Below are 16975 nucleotides of genomic sequence, written 5' to 3' on the forward strand. Positions count from 1 at the left end.
TCAAATTTAAAATGGATAATGAAAAATAAAGAAGACGAATTATTATCAGTACAATATAGGATTGAAAAATCCGGAATGAAACAGCAAAAGCTAGAGAATCGTCTTGTTTCTATTTCAGAAGAATTAAAAAAGAGTAAGAGGAACAGTTTGATTTTCATGATTTTTTTTATGACTGTTATTGTTGTTATGGCTGGCGGAATATACTATCTAAATAAAAATGATGCTTTATTTTCTGCTGATGAACAAGAGAACACACAGGTCGAGATAGATCAAATTCAGAAAACCAATGACTCTTTACAAGAGGAATTAGTGAAGCTTAAATCTGATATTGCGGATTATAAAAGAGGATTAGCTTATGAAACAGATAGTCTTAGTACAGAATCTGCTGATACTAGCAATACAGATGTAGACGGAAACAATCGAATAGCAATCACAGATACTATCAAGAAATTAAAATTCGAGAGAAAACATTGCTATGTTAAAAAAGTATTTAGAAACAACGGAGTAATTTTTATTGAAGCTGATTTTATAGAATATTTTAAAGGAAGAAAAGCTGTAGAAAAAGCCAAGGAAAATAATGAAGCAGAATATGATATTGATAAAAATGGGGATACATTATATTTCTTATACGACGATTATTATGTGTCTAACACTAGTTATAAACTAAGAAGGCTCGAATTAAATGACAAAGTTCGTATTCAGGACATAAATCAAATTTCTAAAGGATTTCCGTTAAAGGCCTTTCAGAAAATTATTGCAGATAAACCTATTATGATTTTAGAAATAAATGATGGAATTGTATATAAAATAAAGAAACAGAAATTACCATAAGCCTATAAATCTTTCTAATACCCCATAAAAAATGCCAGATATTAAAAATGAAGATCTTTTATCATTGCATTATCAGATAGAAAAAGCTGAGGTTGAACAACGAAAGCTAGAGGATCTTCTTAATGATAAGTCATTAGAACTCAAAAGGAACAGAGCGTCTAAAATAATGTTTAAAATACTTTGTTCTGTTTTATTAATTACTACGATAGCCCTGATTATATATGTGGTATTCTGGATAGATAACAGCGATAGCAGTGTAACCACTAATAACAAAGAATTCTCATCTTTTCAATCAGAGATCAATGGACTTAAAAATCAGCTGAATCAATTAAAAAAGGATCAACCAGATCTTAAAAATATAAAGGATCTTTATTTATATAGAAGTTTAATAAATAAGGACACCGTGTATTCTGTTCAAATACAGTCGTTCACAACGGATAAAGTTTCTTTAGTTTCAGAGAAATTCACCAATACTCTTTTTTATAACGATACGTATTATTATAAACTTAGTTTGGGGATTTTCGAGACTCTTGAAGAAGCTCAGGAATTTAGAAAAATCCTACTTCAATCTGGGATTATTGATAAGAATATATTTGTTATTTCCTATAAAGAAGGAGAGCGTATACGAATAGAAAACCCTTTTTAAAACCAAAACCCCTCAACGAGGGGTTTTGGTTTTTCTAAGCTTATTGGCTAAGAAAAATATAACTTTATAGGACCAATGTTATGGTTTTGATTAAATGTTCTCGGCTTATCTTAGTTTAGGATATTCTACAGGATTAACTTCGTTCATTAAGTTGTAAACTTTCTCAAAAATATCTTCTGTAGATGGTTTACTAAAATAATCTCCATCAGTACCAAATGCCGGACGATGTGGTTGTGCACTTAAGGTTTGTGGCTCGCTGTCCAAATATTGATAAATATTTTGTTCATCAATAAGTTTGTGAAGTATATAACCCGTAGCTCCACCAGGCACATCTTCGTCAATAATCATTAGTCTATTGGTTTTAGCTACACTTTTTACGATATCGTGAGTTAAATCAAAAGGAATTAAGGATTGTACATCAATTACTTCTGCATTAATACCCAATGATAATAGTTCTTTAGCTGCTTGTTCTACTAGTCTTAATGTTGATCCATAGGAAACCAGGGTTATATCGTTTCCTTCCTTTACGGTTTCAACGACACCAACAGGTGTTCTGATTTCGGATAAGTTAGAAGGCATTTTTTCTTTAAGACGATATCCATTAAGACATTCTATTACCACTGCCGGTTCGTCACTATCCATTAAGGTGTTGTAAAATCCAGCAGCTTTAGTCATATTTCGTGGTACAAGAATATGGATTCCGCGTAATAAGTGAATCAAGCCACCCATTTGAGAACCGGAATGCCAGATACCTTCTAATCTGTGCCCTCTTGTTCTAACAATTAACGGTGCTTTTTGTTTAGCGAATGTTCTGTATCTTAAGGTAGCAAGATCATCACTTAATCCTTGAATACAGTATAAAATATAATCAAGATATTGTATTTCGGCAATAGGTCTAAGACCTCTCATGGCCATACCAATTCCTTGTCCAATAATAGTCGCTTCTCTAATACCAGCATCAGAAATTCTTATATCTCCAAATTTTTCTTGTAATCCTTCAAGTCCTTGATTAACATCACCAATTTTACCACTATCTTCTCCAAAAATTAATGATTCAGGAATTCTACTGAATATTTGATCAAAATTATCTCTAAGAATCAAACGAGCATCTACGATCTCTGCATTTTCTGCATATTGTGGTATAACTTCTTTAATTTTAGTAACATTATTATCAAAATCATTATATAGGTGATCACTATATTTAGGTTGAATTTCTTCTATATAACTGTTAATCCAATTCTGAAGTGCAGTTTTTTCTGGAAAATCTTCTTTAACAATATATCGTAGCGTTTTTCGTGTTGCTTCGAGAATATCCTTACGGATTGGTTCATCTTTATCCGCTAATGTTTTTACAAGAGGAGAGATGAAATTTTTATTAGCACTTTTAGCTTCTACAGCTTCTAACATACTAAGTGCTTGTTTTTGTTCGGCAACAATTTCAGATATGTAGGCGTTCCAAGCGCTTGTTTTACCTTGCCTAACTATTTTTTTACAAGATTTTTCTAATGCAAGCAATTCATCAGCCGTAGCGACATTATGATCAATAATCCATTCCTTGAATTTCTTATTACAGTCATATTCACGTTCCCAGTTTAGACGTTCTTCGCTTTTATATCTCTCATGAGATCCTGATGTAGAATGACCTTGTGGTTGTGTAAGTTCTTTTACGTGAACTATAACCGGAATGTGCTGTTCTCTAGCTAAATCTTCAGCAGTTTCATATGCTTCTACAAGAGCTGGATAATCCCAACCGTTTACTACTATGATTTCGTATCCATCATGCTTTTCATCACGTCTAAATCCTTCTAGAACAGCCGATATATTTTCTTTTGTAGTCTGATGTTTTGCATGTACTGAAATACCATACTCATCATCCCAAACACTAATCACCATTGGTACTTGTAAAACACCTCCGGCATTTACAGTTTCCCAAAAAAGGCCTTCACTAGTACTTGCATTACCAATAGTTCCCCAGGCTACTTCGTTTCCATTAATAGAAAAGTTAGTATTTTCCTTTACGCTTTTCTCATTACGGTATACTTTGGATGCTTGCGCTAAACCAAGTAATCTAGGCATTTGGCCGGCAGTAGGAGAGATGTCAGAACTAGAATTCTTTTGCTTTGTTAAATTTTTCCAGGATCCATCTTCATTAAGACTATGGGTTGCAAAGTGACCACCCATTTGTCTACCTGCAGCAAAAGGTTCTTTTTCAATATCGGTATGAGCATATAAACCTGCAAAAAATTGTTCTACAGTGTATTGCTCTATTGCCATCATAAATGTTTGATCGCGATAGTATCCTGACCTGAAATCACCATCACGAAAAACTCTAGCCATTGCTAATTGAGGTAATTCCTTTCCACCACCAAAAATTCCGAATTTGGACTTTCCTGTAAGTACTTCTCTTCGTCCTAATAAACTACACTCTCTACTTATTAAAGCAATTTCGTAATCTCTAAGTATTTGATTTCTATATTCTTCAAAAGAAATATTAGGTGTAATTGTTGTTTCAGGCTGCATGTGAACGATGTTTTACGGTCCGCAAATTTAGCTAAAATCCACGCCAATTCCAAGACAAGAAGTATTAAATTTATTAAGGATAATTCATTTAAATCAACTTTTTGTTATTGAATTCTTTTTTTAGGTCATTATTTTAAGAACTGATTAACAAATATTCAAAATTTTCACATTTATTATTTTATTGATTTATTACACGAATTATTTGAATTTGTAATCTCGAAAAGCTTGCTTCAATCGTGTTGTGTATACTTTCGATACAATCATATTGTACGTTATTTTAACTTTTATGATTTATTTTTTTGAATAAGGTTATCTAACTTTTTTTTATTAAAAACTTGATTTTTAGTTTTTTAGAAGTTGTTATTTGTAATGTTCGGAGAAGTATGTTTAAGGTTAAGTTCATTTTTTTCCTACAAATCCGAAAAATAATATAACTTAGAAGTGTTGTTGAAGGTCACTATAAGAACATTAGTGATTCTTTATAGATAGCAATGAATTATTAGAAATGTAACAGTGTATTTTTGAAAAATATAAGGCTAACAGATATATTATTCTATTTTGCTTTCGCAGTGGTTGTTATAATTGCTGTTTTTTTCGATAGAAAATATTTAGCCTACGCATTACCAATAATAATAGTTTCTATAGGTGTCATATATTTTGAACGTGCAGTTAAAATAAATTTTTGGTATGTACTTAGTTTAATTTCCATGATTATTTGCGATACTCTTATTTATATTGATTTCGTTAAAAATTTTGCAACAATATGTATTTTGACCGCCATATACTTTATAGCGTGTACACTAGCGTTGAGAAAGTATTTATTGGTTAAAAATATTAAACGTAGTACGTTTTTATCAATACCTATTTTAGTTAGTTCCGGATTAGTTGTGTATTTGATATACGCTATTTCTCAATTACTTATTGATGTGGTTAAAGAAGCTATTCCGGAGGTAGTTGTTTGTCTGATTGGCTCTACTTCATATATACTAGTGTCTTATCTTATATATGTACAAGATATGTCTAAAGAAGGCTTAAAATTAATTGTAGTTGCTTTTTTATGCATATTTATTGTGTCTTTATTGCCTATAAACGAGTTGTTTTATTCAAGTAAAATTTTCACCGTATTTATTAATATCGCTCACGTATTAAGTCTGTATCTTTTTATGAAATATTTAGTAAGAACTACTCCAGAAAAAGAAATGCCTGTTCATGAAAACTATCTTTGATAAAAATATATTTGAACTGGAGTATTGAAGGAAGAAATTATTTTAAAAATACTTCAATCTTTACTAATACCATTCTCTGGTAAATAGACCAATAAGTGTTTGTGGACTTAATGTAATAATAAATCGAATCTGCTCATTGTAGTTAGGTTGATTGATTTCAAAACCATTATTAGAGGCTACAGGAAAGAAAAGTTCGAAATAATCAGCAACAAGACTCACTCGCACACCTGCATCATATACAAATTTTGGTGACATCCCTCTGTTTTTAACAAAACCAACATCTCCATATGCATATATCCATTTCCAAATATTGGTGTTGGCATTAAGTGTGGTGATCCATTGGTTAGCAAAAGGATAATCAAGTTGAGATTTAAATCCTCCTTCTGCAATGATAATTTGTTGACTTACTAATCCGGTGTCTTCACTACGTCCTAAGTAGTTAAAATCAAAAAGATAATCGGTTGGTCGATCTAAAGCAAAGCTGAAAAAATCACCATCTTTTTCGGTATCATTATAAAGGAAAGCTCCTGCAAACAAACGAAGGTTTATTTGTCTATTGTTCAAAAAGACTTTTCTGTAATTAAAGGTGGTAGATAGTTTACTAAAGTTTTTGGCTATTTGATAATCAAATATATAAGAAGTAAAGTCTAAAAGATTAAAATCAGAATACCTGTATCTAACATTAAAAACACTGTAATCTGGAGTTTCTACCGGATTATCGTCGTCGCGCTCTCTAAATACATTTACACTACGTATGGATAATCGTTGTCTCTCATTAGATCTTAGATCTTGTGGTCTCCAAGAAAAATCAACAGAAGGGGAGAAACGCCTAAATAATAAATCTGGAGCATAACTAAACATACTACCACTAAACGCATATCTAATCTGGTAAAGCCCATAATCCGCAATTTGATCTCTATATTGAAAAAAAGCAGAACCGATTAGTTTTTTAGACAGAAAACCATAGCTAGGCGTAATTCTATAATCAAAATCTCTTCTTATGAATGTTTTATTATAAAATTTAGAACCAATAGTTAGACCATCATAAACGTTAAACTCAAATTCTGGAATATAAAACACCTGACTACGTGTGGGGTCTTCAACATCTTGTAAGAACCTGAATTGTATTGGTTTATTAAAAATCCCTTTTAGATTTCGGTGATTATTTCTGCGGTTTACTTCTGGTATATTTTGATCATAATCTAAAACTAATTTGTCGATATCTTCATTAGCTATTTTTACTTTCTTCTTTCCTGTGATATTAGTTACCCATGTTTTGGAGACTAATTGTCCATCTCTTAACCCAGCCAATGAGACAGGCATTGCGTTATTTCTTTTATTCTTTATAGTAACTTCAAGAGAGTCTTTTCTTTTTTTAATCGATTTAATTTTGAAATCCAACTTCTCATTGGTAGGGATGAAATCTTCAAAAAACCAATCAATATTTTTAGGAGTTAAATCACTTAAGATTTTCTCAAATTCCTTAGAATTTGTAAGCTTTAAAGCATTATCGTGGTAATAATTTTTAACTGCTTCTGCTAAAATGTTATCATCTTCCAGATAATCTTCTAAATATTTAAAACCAATTCCTGCTTTATAAGCATTGGCAATATTTTTATTGAATTTTATGAGCTTATCTTGTGGTTCAGTAAGAGGTTGATCCAAAAACAACCTTGCCATATTTTTGTATCCTAGAAAATACTGATCATTAAAATCTAAATCTGCAGCATGAAACCATCGGATACCGATAACTTTACTTAGGTTTCCTATGATTTTCATATCTGGATAATACTGTTCAGTATAGGACATCATTAAGTAGATATGAATAGCATCTTTTATCCAGGCGTCGTATCTGGGATTTATGATTAATGTCTTTTCCAGGTAGCTTTCGGTAATTGATTTTAGCTGTTTGATTTCATATTGAAAACCATCTGGAAACGGTCGTAATATGTCTGGTAATTGGTTTAAGCCGTATACAGGATTGTTTTTGTAATCATTTTCTGAAACTAAAATTTTACCAAATGGATAGGAGCCTAATCTTTTTTCTAAAAACTTAATGATTCTTTTTGTTGCCACACTTTTCATCTCTGGCATTAAATCATTATCTTCTATATTGCTAATAAGTTTTAACCCATTCATCTGGAAGTTATAAAATGAATTATTTTTTTCCAGATATAAGTTTACTTCGTTTCTGTTTTTGCCAAGAAGTTGCACATTTTTAGTATCCTCATTAGGTGGAGATACTTCTTTTTGGTCAAATTCACTAGTAAGATTATAGTAAGATGGTACGGTTATATTTACTGCGTAATCGGCTAATGGAGCATATAAGTCATCCAGGTTTTTATGGCTATAGACATTCCATTTTGTATCATATACAGCAGGAACAATATACCAATACTTAAGGCTGAAATCTCCATTTCTATGATAACCGTATCGCGTGAATTTTTCACTAGGAATTTTTACTTTATAGGTTAAACTAAACGTAAAACTATTTCCAGGATATAATGGTTTATCAATGTCTAATTGTATAATATCAGGAGTTTGATTATGACGTGTCCAGGTTAGACTACTTTTAGATTGATCAGTAATAGACTCAATAGCGGTGGCTCCGCGCTCATAATCCTTTGCAAAATAGAATCGTTTTAAAAAATCTTCAGAAAAGCGTTCGCCAAGCGGAGTAGTTTTACTGTTAAAACTATTCGCCCAATCGTGTAAAAATATTTCTTGTAAGGTGTCTTTAGAATCGTTGGTGTAAGTAATCTCTTGTTGTATCGATATTACTTTATTTTCGGCATCCAGAACTCCATCAATACTTATAGTATGCTGAGCTGAAACAGCCTGCAATGCAAAGAGAGTAAAAATTATATGGAATATTCTGGAGAAGCTCAATTTTTCTTTAAAAATTTAATCGTGTTACTATTCATGCTAACTGGAACAAGGTAGTACATTCCTTTGCTCAATGCAGATACAGGAATATTAGTAATACTATTTCCATTTGCAGAAAAGGATATTATTTCTTGCCCTAAAGTATTGTATATCTTGAAATCTATAGGTTCCGGATGATTATTTATTTGTAAAGATAGAATATCATCAATTATAGTACCACTGTTTAATTGTATAGTTTTTACAGTTTCCACAAATTCTGGACTGCTAAGTAATTGTTGATTTACTTGTAACTCCATCACAACGGGTAAATGGTCACTCATATTATATAATGCATCTCTCAGTGCACTATCAAATGACCCCGTACAATCAATATTATCAATACGTTGGTTATAGCAATTACCGTTATTGCCATACGCGGAGTAAGTATTGGGTGTATAACTTAATTCTGGACTATTTACCATGTTTTCTGACATTAAAATAAAATCAAACCGATCATCCAGTCCACCGCCACTTCCAAAATCACCAAACTCATCGCTACTTATACGTGTACTTTGTGTATGTATATTCGTAAAAGTACTGTTACTGCTCCAATCACCCGGAGTAGTTATAGGATCTACCATGATAATTTTATTATTAGCGTCTAATAATTCTTGATAAGCCGGTTCTTCTGATGAATATAAATTAAAGTCGCCTGCAAAAATCACATAATCATTTTCATCCAGATTAGCATAGTTGTCCGTAAACTCTCTTACCATATTAAGACGTTTGGTCTCATTGTCAGCACCTCTGCTGGCTTTAAGATGAGCCACAAAAACTTCTATTCTAATAGGATTATTCGCTTGATCATCTGAAATTAATTCTAGTGTATACCAGTTAATATCTCTTATTGTGGTTATTAGTCTTTGGCTTTGTATTAAAGTAAACTTTTGATTGTTATAATACAGAAATTGATGTAATTCTACATCAGAATTAGAAAAATTACTTAAGAAAGGAGCACTAGAATAATTATTAGCATCATCATTTAATGAACTATTTAGTATTTCATCACCTCCGGCTTCGGTTTCCAATTCACAAATCATAAAAATATCAGGTTCATAACTGTCTATGATAGTTTCTAATATTTCCTCTCTATTTGTGGGTGGAGCAGAAGGGTAGTTTAAAACGTTATAAAACATAGTTTTAATAGTAGCCTGGCCAAATGAAATTTGGGCACTACAAAATACGATGACTATTATTAATGTTCTTTTCATTGTTGAGTTTGTTGAGTTTGTGTGAAAAGAGATACTTTTTAGAAATTAGGACTTAGATTGTATTCTCCATAGAATTTATCTAATATATCTAATACTTCTTCTGGAGTATCTACTACGTGAATCAAATCCATATCTCCAGCACTAATATTTCCGAATTTACTTAATAAAGTACTTTTAACCCAGTCCATTAGTCCTCCCCAGAACTCAGTACTTACTAAAATAATAGGAAATACTGCAATTTTTTTGGTTTGTATCAAGGTGATCGCTTCAAAAAGCTCATCTAAGGTTCCGAATCCTCCTGGCATTACTACAAATCCCTGAGAGTATTTTACGAACATTACCTTGCGAACAAAGAAATAATCAAAGTCCAAGCTTTTATCACTATCAATATAAGGGTTATCGTGCTGTTCGAACGGTAATTCTATATTAAGTCCTACAGATGTTCCTCCACCTAAATGAGCTCCTTTATTACCAGCTTCCATAATACCTGGACCACCACCGGTGATAACTCCATAACCGTGTTCTACAATTTTTTGAGCTACATCTACAGTTAATTGGTAGTATTTATCATCAGTCTTGGTTCTAGCAGATCCAAAAATAGAAACACAAGGCCCAATTTTACTCATTCTTTCGAATCCATTAACAAATTCTCCCATGATCTTAAAGATTGCCCATGAATCATTTGTTTTTATCTCATTCCATCCTTTGTGACGTCTTTCTTTTCTCATAAATTATATTTTATGGCTTTCAGCAAATAGCTGATGTAGCCTTGATTGGTTGTTTCTATTTGTTTATTTATTTTAAAAGTGAAGCATGTAATTTAGTAATTATTCTTATGGATTACTTACTTCTAACTCTTTCTTCAAAAATTTTGCGGTATAGCTGTTTTTGTCTTTAATAATTTCTTCTGGAGTTCCTTTTGCTACAACTTCTCCACCATTTTTTCCTCCTTCATATCCGATATCTATAATATAATCGGCCATTTTTACAACATCCAGATTATGTTCTATAATTAATACCGTATTTCCTTTGTTTACCAGTTCATTTAATACCTCCATTAATACCCTGATATCTTCAAAATGAAGTCCTGTTGTCGGTTCGTCTAATATATAAAAAGTATTTCCGGTATCTCTTTTTGATAATTCGGTTGCCAATTTAATACGCTGTGCTTCACCACCCGATAGCGTAGTAGATTGCTGGCCTAAGGTAATGTATCCCAAGCCAACACTCCTAATAGTTTTTAATTTTCTAAAGATTTTAGGGATTTGATCAAAAAACTCACAAGACTCATTAATGGTCATTTCTAATACATCAGAAATAGATTTTCCTTTATATCTTATTTCTAAAGTTTCTCTGTTAAATCTTTTTCCCTGGCAAGTTTCACATTCTACATAAACATCTGGTAAGAAATTCATTTCGATAACACGTAGACCACCTCCTTTACACGTTTCGCATCTACCGCCAGTAACATTAAAACTAAAACGTCCTGGTTTATATCCGCGGATCATAGCTTCTGGTGTTTTAGAGAACAATGTTCTGATTTCAGAAAATACTCCGGTATATGTTGCAGGATTAGAGCGTGGTGTACGACCAATTGGTGATTGATTAATGTCGATTACTTTATCCGCGTGCTCTAAACCTTTAATTTTTTTATAAGGCATTGGTTTTTTAACACCATTAAAATAATAAGCATTAAGAATAGGGTAGAGTGTTTCGTTTATCAATGTAGATTTACCACTACCAGAAACTCCCGTAACAGCCACCATCTTACCTAAAGGAATATCGATCGAAACGTTTTTCAGGTTATTCCCTGTAGCACCTGTTAAAGAAATCTTTTTACCATTTCCTTTTCTTCTTTTAGCAGGAACTTCTATTTGTCTTTTACCACTTAGATAATCAGCGGTTAATGTATCGTGATCTCTTAAATCTTCTGGAGTTCCCTCACTGATAATTTCACCACCGTGTTTTCCTGCTCTGGGACCAATATCAATTACGTGATCCGCTCGCTCGATCATATCTTTATCGTGCTCCACAACGATAACAGAATTACCAATATCCCTCAGTTGAACCAAAGAATTAATCAGTTTTTCATTATCACGTTGATGTAATCCAATGCTCGGCTCATCTAAGATATATAATACCCCAACCAATTGAGAACCTATCTGTGTTGCCAAACGAATACGCTGTGCTTCTCCACCAGAAAGTGATTTACTACTTCTGTTTAGAGATAAATATGTTAATCCTACATCAATTAAAAATTGTAGTCGGGCATTAATTTCTTTAAGGATTTCTCCTGAAATTTGCTTTTGTTTTTCATTTAGTTGATCCGGAAGATTAATAAACCAATCTGCCAGCTCAATAATATCCATATTAGCCAGATCGGCAATATTTTTTTCGCCTACTTTGAAGTATAAGGATTCTTTGCGCAGTCTGGATCCATTACATTCAGGACATTGGATATTGTCCATAAAATCCTTTGCCCATCTACGTAGAGAAGTAGAATCATTATTGGTATACGTATTATCTATAAAAGTGGCAATACCTTCAAAATCAATTTTATATTCTCTGGTAACTCCTAAGGTTTTACTATCGATACTAAATTTTTCTTTCCCACCATAAAGAATGACTTCCATCGCTTCTTCAGGAATCTTCTTGATAGGATCACTTAGTTTAAAATCAAAGCGTTGTGCGATTAATTCTAATTGCTTAAAAATCCAGTTATTCTTTTGTGGGCCTTGTGGAACTAAACCACCACTTTTGATAGATTTAGAATCATCAGGGATGATTTTTTTTGTATTTACTTCATATAAATTTCCAATCCCATTGCATTTAGGACAGGCACCTTTTGGTGAGTTAAATGAAAAATTATTTGGTTCAGGATTTGGATAGGAAATTCCGCTTGACGGACACATTAAATTTCTACTAAAAAACCGTGCTTCTTGAGATTCTTGTTCAATTACCATCAATACATCGTCACCGTGATACATAGCGGTATTGATAGTCTCCATCAAACGTTTAGAATTATCTTTGTCGTCACTAACAGCAAGACGATCAATAACGATCTCTATATCGTGCATTTTGTAACGATCCAACTTCATTCCTTTGGTGATATCTTTGATTTCACCATCGGTGCGTACTTTTACAAAACCTTGTTTCGCTATTTGTTCAAAAAGTTCGCGATAATGTCCCTTTCTGGATCTTACAATAGGAGCGAGGATGTTGATTCGTTTACCGTTAAAATCTTTGAGAATAAGATCTTTGATCTGCTCATCGCTATAACTAACCATTTTTTCGCCTGTGTTGTAACTATAGGCATCACTTCCACGAGCAAACAAAAGTCGTAAGAAATCATAGATCTCTGTAATAGTTCCTACGGTACTTCTTGGGCTTTTACTGGTTGTTTTTTGTTCTATAGCAATTACAGGAGAGAGACCATCGATTTTATCTACATCAGGTCGCTCCAGGCTGCCTAGAAATTGTCTGGCATAGGCAGAGAATGTTTCAATATACCTACGCTGTCCTTCTGCATAAATAGTATCAAAAGCCAGTGATGATTTACCAGAGCCCGAAAGTCCGGTAATTACTACTAATTTTTCACGAGGTATAGTGACATCAATGTTCTTAAGATTATGAACTCTTGCCCCTAAAACCTCTATATTTTCATCTGATATCGCCATAAATTTTTAACCAAGATTGCAAATGTAGTTATTTGATAGCTCTTAGTAAAATGGGGTTGGCTTTTACAATTGTTAAATAGCTGTTATAATTTTGGACTTCGGCTTCGCGGCTGCTGAGTTTACCGAAGTACAGCCCTCGGAACCCGAACCCTGAGCGTAGCCGAAGGGTGATTCTAGGTGAACCGGGCTTCGAGAGCCTCAGTCCACGGTTGGTAATGCAAAGCGAATGGTTGGCGAGACTGATTGAGTCGTTCGCGTAGGGTATCCATGCGTTGGCGTTGGTTGCCGATGTCTTGGTGCAGCATACCGAAGCCTTCGCTCTAACACACCTATCCTTGGCGAGGGATCACGACAGCTTAGCGATTACCCCTAAACAACCTGCAAGCATTTTTGGCTTGTGGGTTGTTTGTTTTTGTGGTGGGTTGGATAGACACGAGCGGAACGCTAAAACTAGCCTTTACAAATACTTTTGAATTTCAAATTTAAATAAATCATTTTGTAAATTTAAATATTGCATAAAGTCCATATTCGCTTCAAGATTTCCAAAATCATTCAGTTTTAAGTTTTGTGCCTGCTCTTCTTCAATAATTTTATGTACTACACTTGGAGCCAAACCTAAACGTATTAGCTTTATTAATTCTGAATTAGTTGTTCCATAAATGTGTGTCAAATATTCTTCTTCAGAAATTAAATCAAAATCGAATAAAAAAACAATGAGCTTATTCAGTTTATAATTTACAAAGTCCTCTTCAATCTTCAACTTTACTATACTCAAATTAACGAGTACTTCATCTGATTTATTTGTTAAATTGACATAAACTGTATCTTTATATATATGACTATTATATGCAGTTGAATTCCTGACTACTTCACCATAGGATTTTCCAATAAACATATATGGATCAACTGATTTCGATTTCTTTTTAAGATAATTTAATGTCTTAATTATATTCTCTTTTAGTGATTGTTTCTGAGTATTTTTTAAATAGAAATTGTAGTAATTCTGGGCAGCTGGATTTTTTAATCTTTCAATTTCAAAATCTTTAATTATCTCTATATTGTTATTAATAAATATTCTAACAATTTTTTGAATTAAATCTATATCAGTCCAGTTTTCATTTTTAGAAACGTCAATATTGGATATAATTTGACTTATTGCTTCGTCAACATTGCTATAAAACTCTTCAAAATTATTTTCAATAAAATATTTCTTTGCACGTATTAATGGTGTTTGATTTTCAATATTGTCTATTAGGAATTTGGTGTTATCCTTAATTAGTAGATCTTCTCTTCTCCGACGCTCTTTTACCTGTTGTTTAGTTAAAAACTCTGTCTTCGCAAAGTCTAGCTTATCAATATCGTAGGATGTGAGTAAAGGGTTTTGGATTTTATCTTTAAAGCTATGGTTTCTAAGTAGTTCAATTTTGTTTGTCATAGAATAAGAACCTTGATATTTTGGTAAATCTAAAAAATGAATTTTTGGATTAAGTTTTTTGAGATTATTTTCTTGAAAAACAAAATTTAATCTGTTTACCCTACCAATCAAGTTAACCAAATCCTTACCATCTAAATATGCGGTACTTGTTACAAAAATAGTATCAATAGGTAAGTTGATTCCTTCAAGTATTACCTTGTTGGCAACAATATACTTTAGACTTGTGATTGTTTTGAACTTGTATTCCAAGTATTCCTTTATTTGATTAGGTATCTTTCCATGAATATATACTATTCCTTTTTTTATGTATTTGTTTACATAGAAGTTTTCATGAACTTGACTTGTTAGAGTTGAAACTATGAGGTTTATTGTTGACTCTTCAATCACCTCTTTTATGTTTTCAAAAACTTCTTTTGCTAATTGTTCAATTTTTATTGGGCGAAAATTATATATGAAGTTTTTACTTTCAGAATTTGAAAGAATATAATCCATGAACCCAACATTTTGGTTTACACCTATATATTCGTTAGTGAAACGATTATATATTGAGACCATTTGTTCTTTTAGGAGAAATATATCTTCAGATTTTAGATTGTGCTTCACTTTTGCTGAAGTTATTTCACTGTTATTCTCGAGTCTAATGTTTTGAGGGTCATCGATTAATGGAGATAGGTAGATTGTTTTTTGTCTATTATTTAGTGCTTGATTACCTTTAATAAATCTTGCAAGTAAAACACCTCTAGAATTTTTTTTGTTGTATCGAAAAATGTTGTGGGCTTCATCAATGAATAAAATATCAAATGCCACATTTTTTCTCAACATTCTTGTTGCTCTTTCTTGAGTTAGAATGCTAATAAACCTTTCTTCTCCATTGTACATTTCATCATGGGTTATTAGTTTATAGTTAAGGTTTAATGCTTTAATATCCTTATAAGTTTGAACCAAAAGAGATTTAGTAGGAACAATTATTCCAATTTTATGATACTCATCTTTCAAAATAAAGTCTTTTATCAATGAGCTTTTCCCAAATGATGTGGGAGCAATATAAAGTAGGCTTGCAGAGTCACTTATTAAAAGGTCGCGTCCAGATATATTTTGCTCTAAAGTTTCAAGATAACCTTCTCTTGAATTTTCAAATTTTTTATTTACTATATTATACGAAATAAGTTCAGATATGCTTTCTATGGTTATTAACTCTTGATTTAAAATTGTTTTACAAATAGGATAAAATCCTATTTGCATGCTAATCTCAAAAAGCGGTCGGAAGTCACTAAATAAAAGGGAGTATTTTAGGATGATATAGTAACCAATCTTAAAATAGCTTCTGTAACGGCTATCCTCATTATATACTTTTAAAAATAAAAGAGCGCAAAGAAGAATATACTCTTTGTCCTTAGCTGAAATGGATCCGTCATTGACAATTAGTTTTGAAAAAATCGAATTAAATTCTGTACTATTCTTCAATAGAGTTAATTGTTGTTTTTCAGACATCATATTAAGAATTTAAATATTCAAGAAAACCATCTACCGATTTTTTATTTACACAGATGACATTAATTTTTTTGTATTCATATTTCTTAATTAAAGTTAGTAACCTTGTCTTCAAGGCAACATTGTCAATACATTCCCAATCGTCTCCCATATAGATAGTCGAACTTGGAATGATGTTAAAATTTTTGATGTTTTCAAAAGTTTTTTTGATGAATTTTTTTTTAAAATCATTAAGGTTTTGTATGAGTGATTTGTTTGGGTTAATCTGTTGAAGGCTCGCATGATTAACTGCGTTAGCCCACGGATCTAATGGGTTTCCTTGTGAGTCTTTTTTTGATCCATTTAATTTATCTCTTAAATCACGGTACGCTTCACCAATATTTGCATTGTGAGTCGAATCTGTTGTTGGTAACGTTGATTTGCTTTCATATAGAAATAGTTCATTATTAAATTGATAAAGCCCATCGAAGCCTTTTTTCATTGCTCTAGTTTCTTCCAGATTCCTGAACAAAAAGTGCTGCTCAAAACTCAACTGATTTAAATATAAATGACAAAAAAATTCAGAAATAAATCCACATACTTTGGCTTCATCTTTTCCTAAAAACCAATTACGCATTTCAATTTTTAAAACTTCAATATCATCATCACCAGCAATTCCGTTACAGATTTTTGAAATATTATTTTCAATTGCCTCCTTAATAGCGTTGTCATAATCACCAATATCAATGAAATGTAGTATTAGGCTTTCAGAAACATTGTCAATTGTAGAAGTAATATTCATTGATTTGCTTTGTTTAATAAGTAGTTGCAACTAATAATAATTATGCACCAGTGCACACATATCTTATTTATAATATATACACAGCCACATTCCATAACCATATATACTATTTAATTCTCCTTACGCTAAACTACACCAACCATCAAACAATCCTTTACGGGAAACCGTAGTTGCTTTTGTTTATATACAATGATGAGATACCACTACAAGAAATTGTAGTAGTCGATTGTGT

General features: G+C 32.1%; 10 protein-coding genes. 3 read left to right on the plus strand and 7 right to left on the minus strand.

Translation table 11 applies throughout. From position 1 onward, the window contains the following. Positions 1-18 precede the first annotated feature (18 nt). Together Q0910_RS12355 and Q0910_RS12360 are read left to right on the plus strand one after the other, a co-directional pair. On the plus strand, positions 19-831 hold the full coding sequence (locus Q0910_RS12355; RefSeq protein ID WP_299216720.1) for a hypothetical protein: 813 nt from the start codon (positions 19-21) through the stop codon (positions 829-831). A 31-nt stretch (positions 832-862) separates the two neighbouring features. After that, positions 863-1477, plus strand: a complete 615-nt coding sequence (locus Q0910_RS12360) for a hypothetical protein (protein WP_299216724.1) — start codon at positions 863-865, stop codon at positions 1475-1477. Between the two features lie 105 nt (positions 1478-1582). Here the strand turns inward: Q0910_RS12360 and Q0910_RS12365 are convergent, their stop codons facing one another. Then, positions 1583-3997 carry an alpha-ketoacid dehydrogenase subunit alpha/beta gene (locus Q0910_RS12365; protein WP_299216727.1) on the minus strand — a complete coding sequence of 805 codons (2415 nt, stop codon included), beginning with the start codon at positions 3995-3997 and terminating at the stop codon, positions 1583-1585. A gap of 521 nt (positions 3998-4518) precedes the next feature. Here Q0910_RS12365 and Q0910_RS12370 point away from each other — a divergent pair. Continuing rightward, the gene (locus Q0910_RS12370; RefSeq protein ID WP_299216730.1) at positions 4519-5223 is read left to right on the plus strand and encodes a hypothetical protein; all 705 of its coding nucleotides are present in this window, start codon (positions 4519-4521) and stop codon (positions 5221-5223) included. A 63-nt stretch (positions 5224-5286) separates the two neighbouring features. On the opposite strand, the gene Q0910_RS12375 is transcribed toward Q0910_RS12370, so the two are convergent. The 6 genes from Q0910_RS12375 to Q0910_RS12400 form a co-directional block, all read right to left on the minus strand. Then, positions 5287-8067 carry a metalloprotease gene (locus Q0910_RS12375; RefSeq protein WP_299216733.1) on the minus strand — a complete coding sequence of 927 codons (2781 nt, stop codon included), beginning with the start codon at positions 8065-8067 and terminating at the stop codon, positions 5287-5289. A 41-nt stretch (positions 8068-8108) separates the two neighbouring features. Continuing rightward, a complete protein-coding gene (locus Q0910_RS12380; RefSeq protein WP_299216736.1) occupies positions 8109-9359 on the minus strand; it encodes a T9SS type A sorting domain-containing protein in 1251 nt (416 codons plus the stop codon). Positions 9360-9397: 38 nt separating this feature from the next. Further along, a complete protein-coding gene (locus Q0910_RS12385; protein WP_299216739.1) occupies positions 9398-10087 on the minus strand; it encodes a TIGR00730 family Rossman fold protein in 690 nt (229 codons plus the stop codon). A gap of 105 nt (positions 10088-10192) precedes the next feature. Beyond that, a complete protein-coding gene (uvrA, locus tag Q0910_RS12390) occupies positions 10193-13036 on the minus strand; it encodes an excinuclease ABC subunit UvrA (RefSeq protein WP_299216742.1) in 2844 nt (947 codons plus the stop codon). A 457-nt stretch (positions 13037-13493) separates the two neighbouring features. Continuing rightward, positions 13494-15962, minus strand: coding sequence for a DEAD/DEAH box helicase (locus tag Q0910_RS12395; RefSeq protein WP_299216745.1), 2469 nt, complete (start codon positions 15960-15962; stop codon positions 13494-13496). A gap of 4 nt (positions 15963-15966) precedes the next feature. Further along, a complete protein-coding gene (locus Q0910_RS12400) occupies positions 15967-16743 on the minus strand; it encodes a hypothetical protein (protein ID WP_299216748.1) in 777 nt (258 codons plus the stop codon). Positions 16744-16975: the final 232 nt, after the last annotated feature.

The sequence above is a fragment of the uncultured Aquimarina sp. genome, assembly GCF_947495315.1.
Lineage (GTDB): Bacteria > Bacteroidota > Bacteroidia > Flavobacteriales > Flavobacteriaceae > Aquimarina.

Coding starts and splice junctions, on each gene's coding strand:
- Q0910_RS12355 (WP_299216720.1), top strand. CDS start 19: ATGAAAAATAAAGAAGACGAATTATTATCAGTACAATATAGGATTGAA.
- Q0910_RS12360 (WP_299216724.1), top strand. CDS start 863: ATGCCAGATATTAAAAATGAAGATCTTTTATCATTGCATTATCAGATA.
- Q0910_RS12365 (WP_299216727.1), bottom strand. CDS start 3,997: ATGCAGCCTGAAACAACAATTACACCTAATATTTCTTTTGAAGAATAT.
- Q0910_RS12380 (WP_299216736.1), bottom strand. CDS start 9,359: ATGAAAAGAACATTAATAATAGTCATCGTATTTTGTAGTGCCCAAATT.
- Q0910_RS12385 (WP_299216739.1), bottom strand. CDS start 10,087: ATGAGAAAAGAAAGACGTCACAAAGGATGGAATGAGATAAAAACAAAT.
- uvrA (WP_299216742.1), bottom strand. CDS start 13,036: ATGGCGATATCAGATGAAAATATAGAGGTTTTAGGGGCAAGAGTTCAT.
- Q0910_RS12395 (WP_299216745.1), bottom strand. CDS start 15,962: ATGTCTGAAAAACAACAATTAACTCTATTGAAGAATAGTACAGAATTT.
- Q0910_RS12400 (WP_299216748.1), bottom strand. CDS start 16,743: ATGAATATTACTTCTACAATTGACAATGTTTCTGAAAGCCTAATACTA.